The organism is Gemella sp. 27098_8_92, assembly GCF_041433685.1.
Lineage (GTDB): Bacteria > Bacillota > Bacilli > Staphylococcales > Gemellaceae > Gemella.
Genome location: NZ_JAPWBZ010000011.1, coordinates 1 through 24,896 on the forward strand (window position 1 = coordinate 1; position 24,896 = coordinate 24,896).

The window sequence follows — 24,896 nt, forward strand, 5'->3', positions numbered from 1 at the left end:
GCCATTTGCGTATTTTCCATTTACATAGTAGTGTTCTCCGGAATTATCTTTTCCCCAACCTGTATACTTCTTACCATCTTTGAAGAAATACCAGTCGCTTCCATCATCATACCACCAGTTTGCTAATTTATTTGAATTATAAAATAATTGTCCTTTATATTCTGCTTGTACTTCATTCCCAGAAACTTCTCCTACTACAAATGGTGTTGCTAAAACCGCTAGTGCTCCTATTCCTATTTTTATATTGTTTCTCATAAATTCTCTATCTCCTACTTGAACTATTATTTTCTCTCTATCAATGCATCTTATATTATACCATCTTTCCCTTGTATACTACGTTACAAGTTAATTACAATTAAAAGAGAGATAGGTTACAATTCCTTATCTCTCTTTTTAAAATTATATTTTTAATAGAAGTGTATATACTACATAGGATATTAATGATAACTCAGATTTTAATATATAATATTGAATTTTATACTATACAATCTCTAAATCATCTCTATCGCTAACCATATATTTTTTAAATAATGTTACGCTAGCCAAATAGTATAAAATGGCTCCAAGAATTGCAGTAAAACCACTTCCTGTTGTAAATAAAAATATATTACTTTTTATTGAACCACTATAAGGATTATATACAAATAACATTGTTATTAAACATGAAATAATTATACATAATAACCCCACAATGTTATATCCATTAGTATACTTGTAAGCATTATGTCCTTTTAAATTATAAGCTGATTTTAACGATAGTTTTCTTTTTCTAATAATGAAATAGTCTACTAATATCATACCTATAATCGGACCTTGCACATACGCTGCAAGTGAGATAAAAGCACCAAAATACTTTTCTACACCTCCCCACACTGTAAGAACACTTACATATATCATAGCTATTATAACAAGCAACTTGTAACTAACTTTAGGTAATCCACTCTTCACAATCATACAATTTACATATGACCCTGTCCCTTGTGTCCCTATGTTAGCAAATGCTACTAATAGTAAACTTAAAAGACCTAGTGCTGGGGCCGCCAAAACTGATAACATAGTTGTAGGATCACTTTCATAAACACCTGTTTTTACAAACATCGCTAAAGTCATAACTCCACCAGTTGCAACGAAGAACGGAGCTACAACGCCATAAGAAAGTGTTGTCCCCCAATATCCACTTCTTTCTGTTTTAGCTAATCTTGGCATAACTAGCGCTTGAGTTGACCAAGAAAATGCAAAAGCGACATTTCCCTCTGCAGACATCATAAAACGTTCTATTGCACTAACTCCCTCTTGATTAGCAGGTTTCACTGCTAATATATCTGAAAGTGGAACAGCAGTTATACTAATAAAAAATACAATTACTCCCACAACTAATAATGCTACAACTAAAAATCTATTTGTCCATTTTATTACTTCCGGGCCACCTATCGCTATAAGAGTCCCTAAAACAACACACGCTACCCCTAATATAGGATTCCACAAGTCTTCATTTAACACAATTCCAAAGTTCTTCATTAAATTAATCATGGAAGAAGAAAATAAATTAGCAGCAACAGCATACCACCCAAAATTTGCCAAACTTATAACAATTGATAGTATTGCAACACCTTTATTCCCCAAAACTGCCCTTAACCATATCCATAAATCAATTCCATACCTTACTGCAAAGAAAATTGGCAAGCAACTTACTAATACCCAGATTAAGTTAAATGCAAAAATATTGATTAACATTTGCTTAAACCCTAAGAACTGCGCTACATAGGCTCCCTGGGTATAGCACCATGTTGCAATAGCAAATCCACTTGTAGATAAAAATAAATCTATAAACGAATATTTTCTTTCATTAGTTAAGACTGGCACAACTCCTGTAATTGTTTCTCTTTCTATATAATTATTTTGCATTACTTAATTACCTCATTCATACATAATATTATTAACACTAAACTTACAATAATTATACCTATTATGATATAACCATCAACTTTAGTAATTCTTTTAGGAAATTTATACTCCTTACTTTCCATTATATCTAGTTTTCTCTTTGTTTCTTCATATATTAAATCTTCTAGATTTTTACTCATTAAAATTGACTCCTTTTTATTCTAATGCTTCTTTTGCATATATTTTCGTATACTTATACCATATGTATAAATATTTACCTACATTTTTTCCTAAGCTGTCTTGATGTAGTGCCCATAAAAACCAATAGAATGATATAATTGCAGTATATCCTAAATAGGTTTTTAACTTATTAGGTGTATAATCCTCTCCTAAGTATTCTTTAATCACCCCAACAGCCTCTTCTACTTTATAGTCTGAACAAGCTATAAATGTTCCCAAATCAACCGCTGGATGCGTCATACCAGAGTACTCCCAATCAATAAGATACATTTTATTTTCTTTATCTATTAAAAAGTTAGGATCATAACTATCACAATGACATAAACAATATTCTTGATCATCTGATAATTCATTCTTTAATCTCTCCACCAAATCAACTAAGTCATTCATATCTTCAAAGTCATCTCTATTATTCTCTGCTAGTAGATGGCGGAATCCATCAATCTGTTTCCAAATATCAAACTTATACTCTGTTTTTTCGCCGCTATTATGTAATAACTTTAGATATTTTAATGCTTGCGAAACATCTTCCTTGTTATGGTAATCTAGATTTCTAGCTTCGTCTATATAATGAGAAATCTTCCAACCTTCCTCATCAATATAAATGTGAGTATTATCTATGCCTAGTTTCTTAGCCACCTCCATTGATGCAGCTTCACTTTTCCTATTAATATAATCTTCCGTTCCTTTACCAGGATGTCTATATACATATTGTTTCCCTGAAACAGTGAATTTAAACGATGTATTCGTTAGCCCTGCTTTTATTGGACTTATTTGTTCAATTTCCTCTTCTCTGCACTCCAATATATTAGAAATATTATTTAAAATTTTCGAATTAGTATTCTTTAAATATTCTTTATCAAACTCTCTTAATTCATCTAAAGAATCGAACTCTCTTATAATGTTCTTACTATATCTTCTTATGCGCAAATCTAACTCCGATATGAATCTAATGTATAAATCTTCCCATAAGCCTTCTTTTACCGCTTGCTTTTTATATTCTTCTCTAAGAATTGAAGAAAACTTGTTACTAAATTCTCGATCAAAGTATACATGTCCTAGCATTACCCAAGAGTTACACCCTCCTACTTTTGCATCGATTATTCTATCTTTCTTATCAAAACTAATACAATATTCGTCAGTTTCACCTTCTTCATATACAGATGAATAATACCCTTTATAAACATATTTTTCAAATGGATTTTTTACAAAATAGTTATCAGATGAACATATATATGTATTAGATAGTCTATCTTCTACTAGTATCATAGAGGATGTATTATTATATTTATAATAATCTTCATTTACGACAATCTCTACCCCATATTTTTCTTCTAAATAGAACATTTTTTCTTTCATATATCCAACAACTAACGTTATATCTTTTATTCCTACTGAATGTAACTGCTTAATTTGTCTCTCTATTAAAACTTCACCTTTTACATTAAGCAATCCTTTCGGTTTTTCATACGATAGGGGAGCAAATCTAGTACTCATTCCCGCCGCCAATATAACCGCATTATTCACTTTATATGGTTCAAGTTCTACACGCCCAGCATTTGTTACTTCATTATTCCCAGTTAACAATCCGTTAGATTTTAATTTTGTAATTACCGAATTTACCTTTCCCAAAGATACATCTATAGATTCTGACAATTCTCTTTGTGTTTGAAGTGGCTTTTGTAATAATTGTGTTAAAATTTTAAATTCTGCTAAATTAATCATACTTCACCTTGTTCATTTTTTGTATTTTTCTTTTGTTTTTTGAACACCAATAGAAAATTAAATGAGATTTCTAATCTCATACTTTTTTATATTACCATAATTTTCCTAAATAATCCAGTATTTTTTAAACTTATCTCCCTATATCTATATACTTTCTAATAAATTTTAAGTTATCTCATAATTTTAAATAATGCATATAAGCTTGATGAATAATTATATAGCTAAATATTTCATTTAAATTTTATCTGTTTTTTACAACATATTGTGATATAATATACCTAACTCAGACTACGACGATAAAAGGAGTGAAAAATTGAAAAATATAAAAATTAATGCCTTAGCAAGCATAACCGTTAATATATTAAATATTATATTTCCTCTAATTACAAATCCTTATCTTACCAGAATTTTAAGCAAAGATAATTATGGTTATTATAATAACGCAAATACTTGGGCAAGTTTTATTATGCCTATCGCCGCGTTCGGAATATACAACTACGGTATTAGATCTATTAGTAAAGTTAAAGAAAATAGTGATAAAATAAATCATGTATTCTCTAAGTTATTTTATTTATCTATTTTCACCTCAATATCAATTACTACTCTGTATTTCTTATTTATAGAACTAGGAACAGATATATCTACATTAAAAATTTTATACTATATCCTTGGCTTGCAAGCCTTATTTCAGTTTCTTAATATAGAGTGGATGAATGAAGCTTATGAAAATTATACATTTATTTTGTATAAAACATTATTTATCCGCATAGTAATGTTAATATCTATCTTCACTCTTGTTAAGGTAGAAAGCGATATAATACCTTATGCTTTAATAATGACCATAACTACTGTACTGAACTATTTAATAAGTTTTTTATGGATAAAAAAAGATGTATCTTTTGTCAAAATACCTATTAAAGAAATATTGATTTCTTCTAAAAATATGTTTATTATGTTGCTATTAGCTAACGCTAATATGTTATATACTCTTTTAGATAGATTGTTTATCACGCGTAGCCCGCATCTTGAATATATTTCATATTATACTATTTCTATGAATATAGTAATGCTGATTACAATTGTCTTAACTGGAACAATAAACGTAACTATACCTAGACTAAGTTATTATCTGGGAAAGAAAGACAACGATTCATATGAGTATCTTATAAATCAATCTAGTTCTCTATTCTTATTCTTTATAATTCCAACAGGTATTGGTTTAATTCTTTTAGGAACTTTTGCAACTGTAATATATGCTTCCGAGAAGTATACTGCCGCCGGAATAGTCACTAGTCTCTTTGCTTTAAGGACACTAGTTTGGTCTTTAGAGTATATATTGGGAAATCAAATCATTTTTGTAAATGATAAAGAACGTACACTCACCTTGTATTACTTTATAGGCGGTATTATAAACTTCCTGCTTAATGGATTACTTTACCTAAATAATATATTTCAAGCTGAATATTATGTTATAACTACACTTATCGCTGAATGTATAGTAGTAATACTTGAAATTCTATTCATTAAAAAACATAGCCTTATTTCGTTGAAATCAATATTCCAAAAAAGTACTAGATATATAATTATATCGCTTGGATTCATACCTATATATTATACTCTTAAACATGTATTTCAAATTACATCTTATGCTATAACCATTAATTCATTACTTATGATTTGTTGTACTATTATTTTCTCTACACTATATTATGCCAGCACTCTCCTTATTATGAAGGACAGCACCATAATGTATACTATAGATATCTTATACAATAAGTTCATTAAAAAATTTAAAAGATAAAAATAAAATACAGATACCTCAAAACTAGAGGCATCTGTATTTTATTTTAACAATTTAACTTCAACCAAGCTTTCATCAACTTTTTCATACAATGGATTATCTCGCCAATCATAGAATTTATTAGGTATTAAGAAATCTTTTTCATATTGATGTTCTAAATACTCATGCGTGTTTAAAGGTATTTTTACTTTAACTCCCTCAAAATCATAATCTTTCAAGCCATCAAACTTAATCTCATACTTGCTAGATTCATACTTACACGGTCTATTTAAAGCATCTAATAAATATCCTACAACAACAGATTTAACATAACCCTCTTCTTTTTTATAAACTATAAAATCAACATTTAAGCCATTATAATCATAAGAAATTTCCATAAGTTCCTTATTATAATATAACTCACGTGTTTTTTGAAAACCCTTGTTTAACAATTCCTTTTCTTTTTCTTGGAAATCAAGATAATCATCAATAACAATACCGAAATCCATATCCAAATCATGTTTTATAAGATCCTTATCTCGATAGATTCCCAATAATGTTCCAAAATCTAACCAAACATCATAATTAGATATTTTAGAGCTATATACACTATTTAAAACATCAAGAAAATTATCTTTAAGTAATTGTTGGCGTTTTGTATCTAATTCAATATTAGCTTTTTCATTAAGTCTCTTTATTATCTTCCAATTTTTTACTATATCTTTCTTATCTCCTAATGCTGTCGCTAAACTTCTTTTTGCCCATTGTAGCATATTAACTACCTCCTTTAAATTTAGAGCATCCCGTTACTACTCCCAATAAGAACATCAAGTATATTTGTTCGAAATCAATATTTACAAAGATAGATTCTAAAAAGAATGATACTGCTAAAGAAAATAATATCCCATAAAATAATATTGATTTTGGAGAATAACCATTTTTAACCTCATCCATAAAAGGTAAAATTAAAATTCTAATAATTCCTACAGCAAGGACTAATGCTCCCACAATACCATAATAAAGTAATACCGCAAGGTAACTATTATGAATTGATCTTCCTTCTTTCATAGATGGAATATCTAGGTTTTCATACTTCTCTAATGATATTTTTTTCTGCATTTCTGGAGCAATACCAAAAATTGGTTTTTTTAGAAATAGCTTTAATGTATCTTTCCAGATTGTCAATCTTCCATTTCCTATTTCTTCTCCTGAATCCTCTTTGGTTATAGCTATTTTGCCGCCGTTTTCTCCACCTTCTGTCTCATCATACTCTAACACCCAATCTTTATGTTTAGAAAACCGCTCTTGCTCTAAGTCCGAAGGAAATATTCGTGTAAATCGATTATTCTGCTCTGCATAAATATACCTTTTAAATTGGCTATTTTGCGAAAGAGAAAAACCTATCTTTTGAATACCCATATATGAAACAGAAATTAACATCATCGCACAAATAACCACTATGATTTTCCTCATAGTAAACTTAGAAAAAAGGGATTTTAGTCTATACCTATTTAATATAATTATTATTAAAATTATAAAAAATACAGATATAATCGAGTATAATGCTCCTCTAGAGTTTGAAAAAGAAACCATAACAAATTCTAAAAATACACTAATATATATAAATACTTTTTCCTTATATGTAAGAGTATTTTTATTACTCACATAGATATATATAGAAATAAATATTAATGATACACCTATCATCGCCGTAAAATTAGGATCTTTATATAAGCCATATAATAATGGGGTATATCTATTTCCAGTTATTCCTACATATCTAACACCTAAAAAATCTAACAAGTTATTTCTTATAACAAATATACTAATATTTGCTAAATATAAATAGATAGATATGCTATTTATTAAGAGTTTAACAGCTAAAACCGGATAAAATATATATTTAAATATTTTAGTATCGCTATACTTACCTCGTAAAAGAGGATACCCTATTAAAAAGAATAATATTGATAATATTGTTAATACTATAGATTTTATAGAACTCATTGTTATATAGGATATATTACTTATTACTGTTAAAATAGATGCGATTATCCACACTATAACGAAATTAATATTTTTCCCTAAAAAAATTTCTCTCCTTGTTAGAAAATTATATCCAACTATTATTAATCCCCATAGAATAAGCCCATAATGAAATAATGACTCATATTTATCTGCTGATAAAATCATTAATTTAAACGGTGGTCTTATTGTATATATAAAATAAAATATATAAAATAAAATAGGATATTTTATTAAATTTTCTAAAAGTTTATTTCTCATTATTTATTTTTCTCCTCTTTTACTTTACTTTTATAGTACCTGTTATCATCATTTTTTTTAAAGATAATTTCTTCATCCCCATTAATAACTAAAGATTCTGATTTTATACTAAGACTATATTTACCATCTATATACTTTATATCATATATTTTATTTCCTATTTTAAAATATATGTATTCTATATTCTCTGGTACCCCACTAAACACCAATTTATCAATAAAATCTCCTTTTTCTAATGAATATTTGATATTATTTTTTTCTTCAGTATATATATAATCATTTGTTAAGGTAGGGTTTAATTTCATATTTTTCATCTTAGCCATATCAAAATATACGTTATTTATAGTGTACTCTGCAACCTCAAAGACAACTATGTCTGTCTGGAATATATTGTAATAATAGTCTATATCAAAAATATTTTGATAGTTATGAACTGCAATGTACTCACTAAACCTGTCTGCTAAATACTTTTCTCTCCCATTCAAATAACTACCTTGAAATACTAATGCTTTTGGCAACTCTGAATTATCACTTTTAATATAACTAAAGTGATTCTGCTGTGCATCTCTGTATATTTCCTTATCATATTTTTTTGTTAAATCCTCATATGATTGTTTTAAATTAAATACTGGAACAGCTTCATTTACTTCGAACTTAGATGTAGGTAAGTATTTTTTTATTTCTTGAGTTATCTCAAAATCTTCTTTTATATGAGGTTTCACCCTATAATCATCTTTTTCGATTAACTGCAATAGATTGTTTACTCCATAAAACGCTCCTAAATCGTTCCAATGTCCAGCATCGTACTGCCTATTATATACTTGCTCAATACTACTTCGCTTTTTCAACTCTTCAGTATTATCTATAAAATTTATACCATAATGCTTTAAATCTTTTTCTATAAGTTGTATCCATGTTCTATTATAATTTACTCCTCTAGGTAAATATTCTGTATAAACAGAGGTTTTTTCGGGATTGATAAGAACATAAAATTTTCCGCCTCTGCTCTCTACATAATCCTTTACTTCTTTAAGAGATTTTGTAAATTGCCTTGTATGTTCGTCGTAATTTTTTTGATACATTCCAAAATACACATATCCATCTTGTCCGTAAACGTAGGCTGGATGAACTAGAATATCAAATAACCTATTATTCAAAATTCCATAACTTTGAATTATTTCTTCTCTAAAACCCACTCTATCATTTACATATTTATACATATCCTTGATAGTTTCAGAGTTAATTTTATCTAGCTTTGGAAACTCAGCTAGTTTTCTATTATCAATTTCAGAAATATAATTCGGTTGCCTATTAAAAAACGCTAATGGCAAGAGTAGAATAACTGAAAATAGTAATATAAAAAATATTTTCAAATGTTTCAATTAACTTCCTCCTTAAAATTGGAAATATAAAAATGGACTATATGATGAGTTCATCATAAACAAAACAGCTAAAACAAATAACAGCATATATAATATTTGGCTAACTACTACTCCAGTTTTTGTACTTTGAGCCCACGTTTTAATCAATTCTGCTTTATTCCACTTACCTATAAACGCTCCAACTACGGCTATAACAATTATTAAAATTAGCTTACTATTAATAAAATACTCAAATGTAAAGTATATACTCCCTGCTGGAACTCCCAGCATGGATTTGTAATATATTATAGCCTGAGTTAAAGATGGTATCATAAATATTATCCATGTCAGATAGACAAATACCATAGTAAACATCCATTTAAATAACGCTGGTATCTTTTTATACCAAACCTTCTCCCTAAATGCACGTTCTATCATAATTAATAAGCCATGAGCCACTCCCCAAATAACAAAATTAAATGTTGATCCATGCCAAATACCAGTGATTAAAAATACAATAAATAGGTTTATATAGACGTGTCTTCTATTTCCTCCTAGCGGAATATAAATATACTCTCTAAACCATGACCCTAGGGAAATATGCCATCTTCTCCAAAATTCACCTATAGAGGTTGATGTATATGGATAATTAAAGTTCTCTTTTAAATCAAATCCAAATATTCTACTAATACCTATTGCTATATCTGAATATCCTGAAAAATCATAATAAATCTGCAAGAAGTAACATAACGCTCCTAAAAAAGCCGTTGGTGAATCTATTCCTAACTGTGTATTTTCGTTAATACTTTGAACTACTGTTCCTAACGAATCTGCTATAATAGATTTTTTCGCAAAACCTATCATTACCCTATTCATTCCACTAAAAAATGAGTCTACAGACATTTTTCTATTATAAATTTGACTAGAAAAATCTTTCCACAATACTATCGGCCCAGAAGCAATTTTTGGGAAAAATGTGAAAAATAGAAACACATCTATTAAACCTCCACTTTCTGTATCTCCTTTGTAAATGTCAACCATGTACGATATTGCTTCAAACATAATAAAAGATAAGCCTAACGGGACTACTAGACTGAATGTCCCCTTATCACCCTGGAATAACTCTAATATAAATGTTATATATTTATAATAAGATAAAGTCAATACTACAAATAGCAACGATAATATAAAAAAACTTTTCTTTGTTCTTTTAGTATTTGTGTACCCCAATATCTTACCAGAAAAATAAATAATAATTATAAACAATATCAAATAGACCGTTGTACGCAACCCCGATACCATATAAAATGATAAACTAAATAATATTAGCAATAAATTATTCAATTGATTTTTACCAATAAGATTAAATAGATAATATAATGCTATCGTTATTGGCAAGAAGAAAAATAAAAATCCTGCGCTTGTAAACGGCATAATAATTTCCTTTCTGTAAACATTAATCTTCTATTAATTTTTTAAACTCTTGAATCTGTTTTTCTAAAGATAATTTTTTAAGAAATTCTGTTACCTCTTCTTCACATCTTTGAGTTTGTTCAACATACCCTATTATTTCTTTTATCGCTTGTTCATCATTATAAATTATTTTTCCAAATTTTCCATTTTGTGAAAGTTCTTCAGCCCCACCTACATCAGTTGAAACAAAAGGAATATTTAATGATAAAGCCTCCACATATACTCCAGGAAAACCTTCCTGTTTCGACATAGAAACAAGACATCTCATATTTTTTAAATACTTATATGGATTACTTTGATAACCTAAAAAGTGAATATACTCCGATAATTTATATTGTTCTACTCTTGATTTTAAAGTTTCTTCCAACTCTCCCGAACCTATATAATACATATGATATTTATGGCCTTTTTCATGTAACATTCTAATTAATTCTAAAGTTCTATCTGAGCCTTTTTTACTTTCTATTCGTCCAATAGAACAGATAGATTTTTCATGAATATCAATATCACTTTTTTCTTTAGATTTATTTATTATATCCTTAAAGTCATATCCATTATATATTCGAGTTATTTTCCCTTGTTGTTCAGGATATAAGTCGATTATAGATTGTTCTGTTCTATTCGATATTGATATTATCTTTGTAGCATCTGAAAAATATTTTCTAAATCTATTTTTACGCCAGGTATTAGAAAAATCCTCTATACTTCCATGGACCCAATATATCTTTTTTATATTTCTTTTTGAGAATGGAATATCAGGATACATAACTTCAAACATAATTTCAATATCATAGTCATCTTTCTTAATTAGATAATTTCTCAATAAATTTGGAAGCCTTCTTCCAAGTTGCTCCAATATAAGACGCATTAGGTACGGATATTTTTCATCATTATACTTTTTTAGTATAGCAATATCCTTAGGAAGTTTCTCAAATCTTTTTTTCCCTCTATCTATTTCTACTATATCTATCTTATATTCAGAAAAATCACCATTATTTAAAATATTAGAAAGAATTTTTTCTGCTCCTCCGCCTTTAGAATACGAAGGAATAACTATCAATACTTTTTTCATCGCCTTTTTCTCCATTAATTAATTATTACGTTCGTATTTTTTATACTTAGACAGCACAAATTTATATAATTTTTCATTAATACTTAATAACAAGAATGCTATCTTCAGGTTTTTAGGTGCATTTTTGCTACTTATAATTTCTAAACGAATACTTTTCAACTTATTCTTTAATATTTCATACTCTTTTTTATTTTTATAATTATCTACTTCTATTAGCTGATTAAAAATTGAAACATAAGCAAATGCGACTCTTATAAGTAGTTGCTCCTTGAATTCTGGAAAATTAGCTAAAGTATACTCACTTATTTTCTCTATTACATCAATATAATCCATACTTCTATTATTAAACGGCTTGGTAGTATAACTATCCTCTCTTATATAGTAATAGTAGTAACTATCACTTATTAATGTAAACTTATCTACATTTTTTATTAATTCCAAATTATATAGAGCATCTTCATAAATCATCCCAACCGAAAATTTTATTTTTTTAGCTATATCCCTATGAATCAATTTACACCAAACAGAGCCATATACTTTTCTATTTTCCAAAAATTCTTTTAAATACTCTTGTTTATCTAAAATTAAAAAGTAGTCTTTTCCTTCATAATGTGGTCTTAATGTATTTTTATACACTCTTGTTAATCCGCATTCAGAAATCATTGTCCCTGATTTTTTTATAGCCTCATATAATTTTTCATACATACTCTCATGAATATAATCATCACTATCTACAAAACCGATATACTCTCCAGTAGCCTTATCTATCCCATAATTACGAGCGTCGGATATTCCCCCATTTTCTTTATGGTAAACTTTTATTCTTTCATCCAATTTAGCAAATTCGTCACATAATTGTCCACATCTGTCAGGAGATCCATCATCAACCAAAATAATTTCTAAATTTGTATACGTTTGTTCCTGAATAGATTTCACACATCTTTCTAAGTACTTCTCTACTTTATATACTGGAACTATTATACTTATTAATTCATTATTCATTAAATTCACCTAATTTCTCGCTAAAGTATTTTTATATCTCAACAACACTTTTCTATATAGATTTATACTAAATTTAATCAATAGTATGCTTAGTTTTCTGTTACGAGTTATGTATTTATTTCTTAATAATTTCGTATATTCTTCTTTAAAATAATCTATTATCTGCTTATAAAAACTATTATTTTTGAAATCTTCCTCTAATAATATGCTGTTCAACACTGAAAAATATGCATACATTTTTCGACAATCTGCTGCTTCTTTTAGACTAGGGTAATTTTTATAAACATTTGTATGAAATTTCTCCACTATTTCTATAAGATCAAATATCCTAGGATTAAATTTTGCATTTGTTATACTATTTTCTCTCATCAAATAGTTGTAGTATGGATTATCCACTATAACATACTTATCAACAATACCGATTAAATCATAAGCATAATACGTATCTTCATATAATTTCCCAACTGGAAACTTTAGTTTTTTGGCAATATCTGCTTTAGTTAACCTTACACATGCTGAACCAAAAATCTTTTCTATTTTTAAGTATTCTTCCAAGTATTCTTGCTTATTACAAATTTGATAATATTTTTGATCAGTAAAGAGATCGGTTTTCTCTGGATAAACAATTTTCAAATTACACTCCGCAACATCCACATTCTCTTTTTTTATAGCCTCATATAACCTTTCATACATTTCTGCATCTATGTAATCATCACTATCTACAAAGCCAATATAGTCCCCAGTCGCTCTCTCTACTCCATAGTTCCTTGCATCCGATAATCCACCATTTTTTTTATGATAAACCTTTATTCTATTATCCAGTTCTACCAATTCATCACATATTTTTCCACTATTATCGGTGGCTCCATCATCTACTAAAATTATTTCTAAATTTTTATACGTTTGATTAACTATTGAGTCTACACATTTTTTTAAATATTTCTCAACATTATAAACTGGAACTATTATGCTTATCAATTCTTTAGTCAATATTTTCTCTCCTTGTATAAATATTCTAGCTTTCAGCTATTTTCTGATAGTGGCTCTACTCACCTACTACCTCCGCTATTACTTCTTTAAAGTTTTCTATAATAACTTCTACATCCTCATCACTAAGACGTGTATGCAATGGCAATGTCACTTCATTAACATAATATGAATAAGCATTTGGATAATCGTTCATATCAAAACCTAAATTTTTATACGCTGTAAGAAGTGGCAATGGTTTATAGTGAACATTACAACTAATTCCACGTTCCGCCATTTTCGCAATGATTTCTCCACGTTGTTCAAATGTGGCACCTTCTACATGTGTAATATACAGGTGATTTGAACTTTTATGATCTTTTGTATTGTGAATCAACGGAATTACTTTGCTTCCTTTAAAACCTGCGTTATATTTTTCAACAAGTTCTAAACGACGTTCTAACAATTTAGGATAACGATCTAGTTGAACTAAGCCAATAGACGACATAATATCAGTCATATTGCATTTATAACCTGGGATAATAATATCGTACTCCCAAGAACCCGCTTTTGTTTTTGCCAACGCATCTTTTGTTTGACCATGAAGTGAAAAAATTTGAAATTCTCTATATAATTCTTCATTGTCAAAGGTTGGATTTTCACGCCAGGTAACACTTCCACCTTCTGCTGTTGTGAAGTTTTTTACCGCGTGGAATGAGAATGTTGTAAAATCTGCGACAGCTCCAATTTTTACACCTTTATACTCACTACCCAAAGCGTGCGCCCCATCAGCAATAACAGCTACACGGCCAAGTTTTTCTTGATAAATACTGTTTGCCCTGAATAACTCTTTTTTACTTTCTACTACTTCAAAAATTTTATCATAATCACATGGAATACCCGCAAGGTCCACCGGAATAATCGCTTTTGTTCTTGGTGTTATTGCATCTGCAAGTTTTGAATAATCCATCTCTGCGCTATCAGTTTGAATATCAACCATAACAGCCTTTGCGCCTACATGGTAAATAACACTACAAGATGCTGTATAAGTTAGAGCTGGAACAATTACCTCATCTCCTTCACCTATTCCTAACACGCGCAAGACAAGTTCTAATGCTGCAGTCGCTGAATTTAAGCATACTGTTTTTGGTGTTGTTGTATATTCTGATAGTCTTCTTTCTAATTCTTTTGTTTTAGGTCCTGTTGTTATCCATCCAGATTTTAAAGTATCTACTACTTCTGCTATTTCTTCTTCTATTAAATCTGGTGGTGAAAAAGGAATATTGTATTTTTTCATTTTGACTCCTAATCTTTTAATGTTTATTAACCTTCCTTTTTTATATTATCTCTTTATTATACTCTAATTTTAGAAAAATTTCAGCTATCATGATAAAAAACACAAGAGAATAGTGTGGAAACTTCTCTTGTGTCTTTATATTTAAATTGTTAGAGTTAATTCTCATATAGTAGATGCAACATCAAATTAACCTTGTTCTACTACTTTATGACCGCTAACGCTGTTTTTATCATTATTTTTATATCATTCATTATACTAAAGTTCTTGAGGTAGGCTAAATTGTATTTCATCTTATCCGGTAAAACTTCTTCAATATAAATATCATCGATAGAACGTCCTGTCCCTTTGAACTTTTCAATTACTTCATCCTCATCTTTGTATTCAATACTCGCAGGAGACGTTATTCCTGCCGGGAGAAGTAATGTTGCATTCATCTCATCAGTATAGCGATTAACATACTTTGCAACCTCTGGACGAACACCGACAAAGCTCATATCCCCAAAAAGTACGTTAAACAACTGTGGTAACTCATCAAGACGAACCTTACGAAGTTTATTCCCAACATGACTTATACGTGGATCATTATGTTCGGTTACAGCTGCCCCAAGTTTATCTGCATCTTTAACCATTGTTCTAAATTTAAAAATTCTAAACGGACGACCGTAAGTTGTAATACGCTCTTGACGATAAAATATAGGCCCCTCACTATCCAACTTTATCCAAATAGCTATTATCAAAATTATAGGACTTAGCGGAATAAGCAATATTAAAGCTAATACTTTATCTAAAAGCAGCTTCAAAAACAACGATATTTTTCTCTTTTCTATTTCTTCTCTATATTTTTTTACTATCTCTGTTTCAAATCTTTTGTCTATATTCATCTTTCACCTTACTTTTACTCAAAACTGCATATTTTTTTGAATAAGTTTGTTTTCCTTAACAATTATAGCATACTTGTTAAAATAAAAAAAGATAGAGCAAAAACTCCATCGCACTCAACGATGGAGTTTTTGTTCTTCTACCCATTATAACAATTTATTATTTCAAACAGCTCATTACGAATTTCTTCGTTTGTTGCGTGTCCTAGCATCGCTTGTAGCTTGTCCAATTTAGCATTCAACTCATCTACATCAATATCTAGAGTTGTATTTTTATAAATCATCTTATTATCTGTCTTCTCGCTATTTTCGTAATCTAACGACAATTCCTCATACATTTTTTCCCCTGGACGAAGCCCAATTTCTTCAATAGCTATATCTTTATACGGCTCTAGACCAGAAAGTTTGATTAGGTTTGTCGCTAAATCTATAATTTTTACCGGTTCTCCCATATCTAGAAGGAAAATTTCCCCTTCACTCGCATAATAACCAGCTTGTAGAACCAACTGCGCCGCTTCTGGTATAGTCATAAAGTAACGGATAATATTGCGGTGTGTTATCGTTATTGGCCCGCCTTTCCTTATTTGTTCTTTAAAAATTGGAATAACCGAACCATTAGATCCTAAAACATTACCAAAGCGAACAGCTGCAAATTTCGTTTTGTATTTATTACCTTTTGACTGTAAGATAATCTCTGTTAAACGTTTTGAAGCACCCATTGCATTGGCTGGATTTACCGCTTTGTCTGTCGAAATCATAATAAAACGTTCAACATCTTTTTCTATCGCTACATCCATAACATTTTTTGTCCCGAAAACATTATTTTTAATCGCTTCTTGCGGGCGACGTTCCATTAGAGGTACATGTTTATGAGCTGCCGCATGAAAGACTACCTCTGGTTTATATTTATCAAATACTTCTCTTAAAGCCTCTTTTTCACGAATGCTAACAATTTCTGAGATATAATTTACACCTTCATATTCTTTTGAATGACTTCTTTCAAAATCAAGATCACGCTCTAACATATAAAGTGCATTTTCATTTACATCTACTAAAATCAAGTTACTTGGCTTAAACTTGAAAATCTCACGAACTATTTGGCTACCGATTGAACCACCGGCACCTGTGACAAGAACACTCTTACCGCGTAGATAGCTACGAATTTCCCCCTGAGAAAGCTTAACTTCCCCACGCCCCAACAAATCTTCTATTGAAACGTCTTTAAGATGTTTAGAAATATTTTCCCCATCTTCAACTGTTACACCAGAACCCATCACTTTTATACTAACATTCGCTTCTTTTAAAACATTTAATATTCTATTTCTATTATATGCATCTATAGATGGTATTGCTAAAAACACTTGTTCAACTTCATACTCTGGAATAAGTTTTAACAATTCATAAGTTGTTCCAATAACAGTTACACCACTTATTACAGAATTTTTTCTATTATCATCAATAAGCCCTACAACATTAGCTCGAAAAACATTATTTTTAGATAATTCTTTTAAAAGAATATATCCAGCATCCCCCGCCCCAATAATAAAGGTATTTTTGTATGTAGCTTTTCCTGTGCGTCCTACTTCTCGCTCACGTAACGCACGATAAAGCATTCTAATAAACATAATTCCAGCAATAATTAATAATGGTGAGAAAATAGCGAATCTTATATTAGAAAATGTATCTGGAAGCATATATTGATATAGTATGCTTGTAATTAAATCTGCAACAAACACAGAAACACAGATATTAACAATTTCATTAACTCCTAAATATGACCACAACGACTTATTTATCCCAAATAATTTGAAACAAATAGCATAGATAATTAAAGAGATAATTAAAAATCCACCTATTTCTATATAGTGAGTGGTTAACATTTCGAAAGGATCAGAAGCCTTACCTAAAAGTATTGATGCAACAATCCCTAATGCTACAATATTCAAATCTAATAACATTATCAATTTAAAGCGATGCTTTATATATATTTTTGATGAAAATAATTTATCCATACTAATCTCCTACAATTTTATTAGAACTCCATATTTTCCCCAAGCTAGCAATTTAACTTTAACTTATTCTTAGTAATAAAGTCGTTCTAAAACTATACTTCTTAAAATTAGGAGCTAAAGTAAATAACATTAGCTCCCCCTTTTTTTAAAAAATTTTGTATCCGAAATAACCAGCGGCGGCAACTATAATAATCAAAACTACTATACTTACCTTCCTTGTCTCTTTTATAACAATTATTTCTACAATTTTTTGAGTTACAAGTATGCTGATTGCCACGGCTATAGCTACTAGTTTTGTCTTTTGATTTTCGATAAATACCGTTCCTATTATTATAGCCAAACTCAACACCGTTATCAACATATTCACCGCTAAAAACATCATTTTTTTATCTGACATACTTATTTTTTCCTTACTTTTATAGTTACTTTTACTATTGGTGTGTCAGTCGCTACTCGAAAATCTTCTTTTGAATAAATCTTCAAGTTACTACGTTCTTCTACCTCTTCCTTAACATCACTCAAGTCCACATCAACTAGCATTTTTGTTATTCTATCTAATGTTTCTTGATTTTCTGTTCGAATAGTAACCTTACTCACATCCGCCGTTACACTAACTAGTTCATACCCAGATGGTAGTTTTCCAATAGTATTAACTTCTAACGGAACTTCTTTTTCTAAACTTTTTAGCTCAATCGACATTACCGTTGAACCAGGTTCTATCTGAATATCTTCTATCTTGTTATAATCCCTATCATAAGCAACTAATTTTGCTTCTTCTTTAGTATTTTTATTTAGTTTAGTACGAGTAGCACTTTCTGCACGAACCTCATGTATTCTATTAATACTATCAATATCCCCAGAGATTTTTACAGTTTCATTATTAACGCTAAGTTTTTCTACTTCATACCCTATTAATAGTCTTTCTTTTTTCACAGTAGGCATCACCTTAAACTCACGTGTCACCTTTTCCCTGATAGAAATCGTAATTGTTCCTGGCTCTACCGTTCCTTCAACACCTCTCTCCAAGCCTTCTATCTCTAGTTTTACTTTCTGATCATCTCCTATTTGAGCATTTTTCAGATTAAGCTTGACTTTGAAGCGACGCGCTACACTCTCTTTTTGTACTTTTGCCAATGATCCAGATAGCTTTACAGAAACAGTATTTGGTATCCCAACTACATACAATTTTTCCCTATCATAATCTGCCTCAAGAGGAACATCAGTAACCCAAGCGGTTGATTTATTATCACTATTTCCTAATACAGAAAAATTTTTAAAATTTTCATTTACCGATATAAATAGTAGTATTGCTATTAAAAATGATATTAACTTTAATTGATTATTCTCTTTTAATCTCATAATATCACCTCTTATTTAATAATCTTTTCATTTTGTTGTTGCCAATTTTCTTCTAGGTACTTCATCAATTTTTCATCCGTAAAATCTGTTGTTAATTTACCATTTTGGCATACACTTATTTTCCCTGTTTCCTCTGAAACAGCAATAACAATTGCATCTGTGAGTTCTGATAATCCTAATGCTGCGCGGTGGCGTGTTCCATAACTACTAGCGATAGTTCTATTATCCGATAGCGGTAATACACAGCTAGCAGCTCGAATTTTATCTTTATTAATAATCATCGCTCCATCATGGAGTGGCGTATTCGGAATAAAAATATTAATAATAAGTTCATGCGTTACTTCTGCATTAATCTCTATTCCACTTTCCACATATTCATCAAGCCCGGTATTATTTTCTAATACAATAAGCGCGCCTATACGACGTCTTGCCATATGTCTTGATGAAGTAGCGACAGCCTTTATTATATGCTCTTTTTGTCCTTTTTGAACATCTTTATAGTTAAAATTGAGAATATTAGTCCACTGAACCCTACCTATATATTCTAAGGCACGTCTCAATTCCGGTTGGAATATAATCATAATTCCCAACACTCCCCAAGTAACCACTTGATCGAATATGTAAGTCATCGTTGTAAAACCAATAAAGTTAAAAAATATTTTTAACCCAATAATGATTAAAATTCCTTTAACCAATTGCATACCACGAGTACCTTTTAACAATGTTAATAACTTATATACTAAAAACCATACTAAAAGTATATCTAGCAGGTGAATAACTAGTGTTAACGTGCTTATGCCTGATAGGTAATCAGCTATCATAATAATCTCCTTCCTTAAGTAATGTATAATATTACCTTTCTATTTTTATAGTAATGTAGCGAAATAAATAGCAGGTATACTCCTATCTTTAAAACCCCTACACTTTACTATACAACTCTCCACTCTCCATTATAACATAAAATATTGTGATTGTAAGATGTTTTTCAAAATAAAAAGAAGATATTTTGAAGTTTTTTCAAATATCTCCTTTTACTTAATCGACTAATATTCTTACATATAAAAATTTATGCATTTATTCATAAAATAAGCCAAAACTACTCTTTTATAGTTATATAAGCATTTATATCATAATCTTGTGAATCCAACTCGTTTTCACGTCCTAAAATCATATTTGCGATACTATAACCGATAATTGGTCCTGTTGTTAATCCTGAAGAACCCAGTCCACTTGCCGCAAAAACATTTTTCAACGTTGGTACCTCTCCGTAAAACGGTGAATAATCTGAAGTATAAGCTCTAATACCCACTCGTTCATTAATAATTTGCGCATCAGCTAGTTCTTTTAAAAATTGTTGAGCTTCATTTCCAAAGGTATCCAACTGCTCCTTATCGACTTCCAAGTCAAATCCCATGTCATTTTCATGGGTTGCCCCAACGCTAACCACACCATTTTCAAAAGGAATTATATCTAGCTCTCCTTCTGGCATAATTACTGGATAAGCAGCTGTACTGTTATCTTTTATTTTATAATCACGTAGTTGTCCTTTTTGAGGACGAACATCAACTTCGAAACCAAGTGGCTCTAGGACATCTTTTAGCCACGCACCCGTCGCAAGAACTACAACATCAAACTCCTTGTTATCTACTAAATACTTATCCCCAGCTAATCCTAAAGATACTTTTTTATTAAAGACTTGTGCCTTTGATGCTTCAAGTAAAGTTTTTACAAAGCGTTCACCCTCAACGCGACCTCCACCGCTAGCATAAAGTACATCACCATTATTATCAAAGCTTGGGATTACTTTTTGTACCTCTTCTTTAGACAGTAATTTTAGCTCGCCTATCATTGGTGATAATTCCATACGGCTTTCCGCTAATTCTTTTAGTTCTGGTAGTTTAGCTTCATCTTTTTTTAATAAATATACTCCACATTGCGAATAAAAATTCGTATTGATACCTTCATCTTCTAAATCTTGGACAAGTTGTAAGTAAAAATCTGCACCTAAGCGCGCCATCTTGTACCAAGGCTTATTGCGACGTTTAGAAAACCATGGACTTATTATACCTGCTGAGGCTTTTGTCGCTTGTCCTACACCGTAATCAAAAACCGTCAACTCTACATCTTTATCTTTCGACAAATAGTACGCACATGTCGCACCTACTATCCCTCCACCTATTATCGCTACTTTCATAGTTTACCTCACTTGATAGTTTTTTAAAAAATTCTACTATAAAAATTATACATCAAAAAAAAATGCTAGTAAACTTTTTATAGAATCAATCAGATTTTCTTCAGCATATTTTCTTATTTATTATGGATATTTATTTATATCAAGCTATATAAATATAGCCCATAAAAAGAATCTTAATGACTTCTAATCATTAAGATTCTTTTAACTTTTATGAATTTTATACTTTATTGTTAGACTTTAACCCTACATCTCTTTTAACTTTTCAAAGCAAGCTTTTTCGCATTCAATTACTGCTGAACGGAAATTTTTTTCTTCAAGAATACGGATAGCTTCGATTGTACTACCTGATGGTGAGCAAACATTATCCTTTAGTTTCCCTGGATGTTCTCCTGTTTCTAATACCATTTTTGCAGCCCCTATTACCGTGTGTGCTGCCAAGCGATAAGCAGCTTCACGATGCAATCCATTTAACACCGCACCATCAGCTAATGCCTCGATAAATAAATAACCATAAGCAGGACCTGACCCACTAAGCGCAGTTAAGCCAGCCATGTCTTTTTCCGCTATCACCTCTGATAACCCAAGACTACTAAATAAACTTAAAACATACTCCACTTCTGTTGATTCTATATTATGTCCTACACTAACACCAACAACCCCCGCACCTACTTGAACGGGCGTATTCGGCATAATGCGAACTACTTTTGCACTTGGTACAATACTTTCTATATCTTTTATTTCTACTGCTGCAGCCATAGAAATAATTATTTTCCCTTCTAATTCTGCTTTAATTTCTTCTAGCACACTTGCTATTAAATATGGTTTTACTCCTAAAAATACAATATCACATTCTTTTGCCAAGTTTTTTGAGCTATTGGCCGCTTGGACTCCGTTACGTTCAGCTACCTTCTTTGTGCTATTATCTGAAGAATTTCTAACTAAAATATTTTCTCTTGCCACTTTTTTACTAGAAATTACTCCTTTTAGAACAGCTTCCCCCATATTACCAACGCCTATAAAACCAAGTTTCTTCATATTGACCTCCAATTATATTTTTTAGTTTTTGAGAATGTACAAACTATTCTCCACTCATTATCTATTATATCATATTTAACCGTTCTAATTCTTACTTATTAATAAATTTTGTTAGTCCCTCCTCTTATGTTATACTTAAATGTGTATTGAAATTTTTGTAAATAAGGAGTTATTATGGACAACAGTTGGAAAGAAATATTTAAAAATTATCCAAAGCGCAACGAATTAGGCATAACAGTTGATAATATAAATAAAAAAAGACAAATGGCGACCATCTATCCACCAAAAGAATTAGTTTTTAAAGTATTTGATCTGCCGTTACAAGATATAAAAGTAGTTATATTAGGTCAAGACCCCTATCACAATCCTGGGCAAGCTTGTGGATTAAGTTTTTCTGTAAATGATGGCGTTCCTTTACCTAAGAGCTTAATAAATATTTATAAAGAACTTTATGATGACCTTGGCATTACTCCTGCAAAAACAGGAAATTTAGAAAAATGGTTTAAACAAGGTATTTTCCTATTGAACTCTGTTTTAACCGTTGAAGAATATTCACCAGCAAGTCATAGCAATGTAGGTTGGCAAGATTTTACAGATTATATAATAGAAACTATTTCACAAAAAAATAATAACGTTGTATTTGTACTATGGGGAAGCTACGCTAGAAGTAAAAAAACTCTAATAGACAGCTCTCGCCACAAAATAATAGAATCTCCGCACCCAAGTCCGCTATCTGCTTATCGTGGTTTCTTTGGTAGCAAAGTATTTTCACGTATAAATTCATACCTGGAAGAGGTCGGTAAAAAGCCTATTGATTTTAACTTGGAAAACTAGTTCTAATGAGCTAATTTTAAGTTTAGGATTCTATTTTTTTCAAGATTTTAATAAAAATAAATTTCAATTGAAAAATTTTAAAATAATTTTAAGTATATTTTAAGTAAGAAAGATATAATTATGACTTAAACAAAAATAATTAATTTTTCATTCTTAACGACGCTTGTCGTTTCTCCCTTTTAAGTTTGAAAATATTTTTGTTTAAACCAATATTTCAGTTAATTCTTTATGATATTAACAGATAATAAAACTTTTTAATTTTTTTCATAATGTGGCTTGTCGCTCCCTAGGCAAGCCATTCTCCCTTTAAGAGTAGCGGTACTCTTTTGTTATTTGTATATAAGATTAGATATTAATAAGCAAGAAATTGCTTCGAACTTAATTTAGTTCATAAAAAAGCTAAGTATCCCCTATACTTAGCTTTTTTATTTTGCCTATAATTAAATAAGAAGCGCCTTAAATCCTTGATTATCCATATCAATTTTTTAAGGCGCTCTTTTTTATTGTTTAGTATATTACAAATTTTTCAACATAATACATAGTTTTATGTTGACCACTTGCATATTGTTTATTATTTAATCGTAATGTAATTACACCTGTTGGTCGATTAGTAGCTATAGTAACAAATGGTATTATTATTCTATCCCCTTGAACTTGCCAACGTTCGACCGGTGCAAAAATTGAGTCTGTAGCTCCACCTATACCAGCCATATGACGTAGTCCAAAAGCATTATCTTTTTTAAAATATACAATAGTGTTATCATCTTTTACTAATTTTTCTAATTCTTCTTGAGTATATTCCACTTTGCTTTTATCTAATTCTATAAAAGTTATTCCTCTTTCTGCATTTAATTTTGCAAATACATCTTTTAGATTATAAGTTCCTTCATTATAAGTATTGATTAAATCTAATACATAGGTAGCTGGGGCAAAGACAACTTGATTATCTGTTCCGTTATTTATAACACTATAACGAATTGCATTAGCTGCTGTAGAACCTTTAAAGTTAAGTAAGCTATAATTCATAAGCTCTAATATTTTCCCTGCTTCATTAAAGTTATGATTGTATTTATTAGTATTATTTCTATTAGTTGGTACTATTGTTTGATTTTCATTTTTGTTGACGACATTGTTGTCTTTATTTTCTTGTTGATTTTGTTCATCAACATTAGCATCATCTTTTAACATATTCGTTGTAACATCTTGTGTTTTTTCTGTCTCATTAGTTATTTTTTTCGCTACTTTATCTGTACATCCTGTTAAAACTCCTATTCCTAAAACAAAAACCGCTGCAATTTTTAAAATTTTGTTCATTTTCGCTACCCACTTTCTGTCTTAATATTATTTACTTCTATTTCTTCTCTTCTTTAATTATATTATACTCCCAAAAATTACAAAAAGCAACGTTTTATTACAAAAATATTACATTTATATTACGAAATAATTTTATTTTTATTTCAAAAGTCTCTGTTATAGCTTTTTATCTCATTTTTTTGAA

At 29.9% G+C, this 24,896-nt stretch carries 21 protein-coding genes and 1 pseudogene; 2 read left to right on the plus strand and 20 right to left on the minus strand.

From position 1 onward, the window contains the following. The 4 genes and pseudogenes from O3802_RS07220 to O3802_RS07235 all read right to left on the minus strand — a co-directional run. Positions 1 to 255, minus strand: a pseudogene (locus O3802_RS07220) (hypothetical protein); the annotation flags it as partial. A gap of 225 nt (positions 256 to 480) precedes the next feature. After that, on the minus strand, positions 481 to 1,905 hold the full coding sequence (locus tag O3802_RS07225) for a cytosine permease (protein ID WP_371458928.1): 1,425 nt from the start codon (positions 1,903 to 1,905) through the stop codon (positions 481 to 483). After that, positions 1,905 to 2,084, minus strand: coding sequence for a hypothetical protein (locus O3802_RS07230; protein WP_371458929.1), 180 nt, complete (start codon positions 2,082 to 2,084; stop codon positions 1,905 to 1,907). The genes O3802_RS07225 and O3802_RS07230 overlap by 1 nt, the downstream gene beginning before the upstream one ends. Positions 2,085 to 2,100: 16 nt before the next feature. Beyond that, on the minus strand, positions 2,101 to 3,849 hold the full coding sequence (locus O3802_RS07235) for a phosphotransferase (RefSeq protein WP_371458930.1): 1,749 nt from the start codon (positions 3,847 to 3,849) through the stop codon (positions 2,101 to 2,103). Positions 3,850 to 4,162: 313 nt separating this feature from the next. Here O3802_RS07235 and O3802_RS07240 point away from each other — a divergent pair, with 313 nt between their 5' ends. After that, positions 4,163 to 5,650, plus strand: a complete 1,488-nt coding sequence (locus tag O3802_RS07240) for an oligosaccharide flippase family protein (protein WP_371458931.1) — start codon at positions 4,163 to 4,165, stop codon at positions 5,648 to 5,650. A gap of 41 nt (positions 5,651 to 5,691) precedes the next feature. Here the strand turns inward: O3802_RS07240 and O3802_RS07245 are convergent, their stop codons facing one another. From O3802_RS07245 to proC, 15 genes are all read right to left on the minus strand, one after another. Next, on the minus strand, positions 5,692 to 6,402 hold the full coding sequence (locus tag O3802_RS07245) for a LicD family protein (protein ID WP_371458932.1): 711 nt from the start codon (positions 6,400 to 6,402) through the stop codon (positions 5,692 to 5,694). A gap of 1 nt (position 6,403) precedes the next feature. Continuing rightward, a complete protein-coding gene (locus O3802_RS07250) occupies positions 6,404 to 7,915 on the minus strand; it encodes an O-antigen ligase family protein (protein ID WP_371458933.1) in 1,512 nt (503 codons plus the stop codon). Further along, positions 7,915 to 9,297, minus strand: a complete 1,383-nt coding sequence (locus O3802_RS07255) for an alginate O-acetyltransferase AlgX-related protein (RefSeq protein WP_371458934.1) — start codon at positions 9,295 to 9,297, stop codon at positions 7,915 to 7,917. Before O3802_RS07255 ends, O3802_RS07250 begins: the two co-directional genes overlap by 1 nt. A gap of 12 nt (positions 9,298 to 9,309) precedes the next feature. Beyond that, positions 9,310 to 10,710 carry an MBOAT family O-acyltransferase gene (locus O3802_RS07260; RefSeq protein ID WP_371458935.1) on the minus strand — a complete coding sequence of 467 codons (1,401 nt, stop codon included), beginning with the start codon at positions 10,708 to 10,710 and terminating at the stop codon, positions 9,310 to 9,312. 22 nt (positions 10,711 to 10,732) lie between these two features. Further along, positions 10,733 to 11,821 carry a glycosyltransferase gene (locus O3802_RS07265; protein ID WP_371458936.1) on the minus strand — a complete coding sequence of 363 codons (1,089 nt, stop codon included), beginning with the start codon at positions 11,819 to 11,821 and terminating at the stop codon, positions 10,733 to 10,735. An 18-nt stretch (positions 11,822 to 11,839) separates the two neighbouring features. Next, positions 11,840 to 12,823 carry a glycosyltransferase family 2 protein gene (locus tag O3802_RS07270; RefSeq protein WP_371458937.1) on the minus strand — a complete coding sequence of 328 codons (984 nt, stop codon included), beginning with the start codon at positions 12,821 to 12,823 and terminating at the stop codon, positions 11,840 to 11,842. A gap of 9 nt (positions 12,824 to 12,832) precedes the next feature. Then, a complete protein-coding gene (locus tag O3802_RS07275) occupies positions 12,833 to 13,813 on the minus strand; it encodes a glycosyltransferase family 2 protein (protein ID WP_371458938.1) in 981 nt (326 codons plus the stop codon). Positions 13,814 to 13,868: 55 nt separating this feature from the next. Continuing rightward, positions 13,869 to 15,086, minus strand: a complete 1,218-nt coding sequence (locus O3802_RS07280; protein WP_371458939.1) for a DegT/DnrJ/EryC1/StrS family aminotransferase — start codon at positions 15,084 to 15,086, stop codon at positions 13,869 to 13,871. A 200-nt stretch (positions 15,087 to 15,286) separates the two neighbouring features. Beyond that, positions 15,287 to 15,967 (minus strand): sugar transferase, encoded by a 681-nt coding sequence (locus O3802_RS07285; protein ID WP_371458940.1) that lies wholly within the window; start codon positions 15,965 to 15,967, stop codon positions 15,287 to 15,289. A 137-nt stretch (positions 15,968 to 16,104) separates the two neighbouring features. Beyond that, positions 16,105 to 17,976: a polysaccharide biosynthesis protein gene (locus tag O3802_RS07290; RefSeq protein ID WP_371458941.1), complete on the minus strand. Its 1,872-nt coding sequence runs from the start codon at positions 17,974 to 17,976 to the stop codon at positions 16,105 to 16,107. Positions 17,977 to 18,121: 145 nt separating this feature from the next. Continuing rightward, positions 18,122 to 18,373 (minus strand): hypothetical protein, encoded by a 252-nt coding sequence (locus tag O3802_RS07295; RefSeq protein WP_371458942.1) that lies wholly within the window; start codon positions 18,371 to 18,373, stop codon positions 18,122 to 18,124. A 2-nt stretch (positions 18,374 to 18,375) separates the two neighbouring features. Then, positions 18,376 to 19,335, minus strand: a complete 960-nt coding sequence (locus O3802_RS07300) for a CdaR family protein (protein ID WP_371458943.1) — start codon at positions 19,333 to 19,335, stop codon at positions 18,376 to 18,378. An 11-nt stretch (positions 19,336 to 19,346) separates the two neighbouring features. After that, complete coding sequence (cdaA, locus tag O3802_RS07305; protein ID WP_371458944.1) at positions 19,347 to 20,156, minus strand: diadenylate cyclase CdaA; 810 nt, start codon at positions 20,154 to 20,156, stop codon at positions 19,347 to 19,349. Between the two features lie 275 nt (positions 20,157 to 20,431). Beyond that, positions 20,432 to 21,529, minus strand: coding sequence for an NAD(P)/FAD-dependent oxidoreductase (locus tag O3802_RS07310; RefSeq protein ID WP_371458945.1), 1,098 nt, complete (start codon positions 21,527 to 21,529; stop codon positions 20,432 to 20,434). A 243-nt stretch (positions 21,530 to 21,772) separates the two neighbouring features. Continuing rightward, positions 21,773 to 22,564: a pyrroline-5-carboxylate reductase gene (proC, locus tag O3802_RS07315; protein ID WP_371458946.1), complete on the minus strand. Its 792-nt coding sequence runs from the start codon at positions 22,562 to 22,564 to the stop codon at positions 21,773 to 21,775. A 174-nt stretch (positions 22,565 to 22,738) separates the two neighbouring features. Here proC and ung point away from each other — a divergent pair, with 174 nt between their 5' ends. Continuing rightward, entirely contained in the window at positions 22,739 to 23,398 is a 660-nt protein-coding gene (gene ung, locus O3802_RS07320) for a uracil-DNA glycosylase (protein ID WP_371458947.1), read from the plus strand. Between the two features lie 507 nt (positions 23,399 to 23,905). Here the strand turns inward: ung and O3802_RS07325 are convergent. Then, entirely contained in the window at positions 23,906 to 24,712 is an 807-nt protein-coding gene (locus tag O3802_RS07325) for a hypothetical protein (RefSeq protein WP_371458948.1), read from the minus strand. Between the last annotated feature and the right edge of the window lie 184 nt (positions 24,713 to 24,896).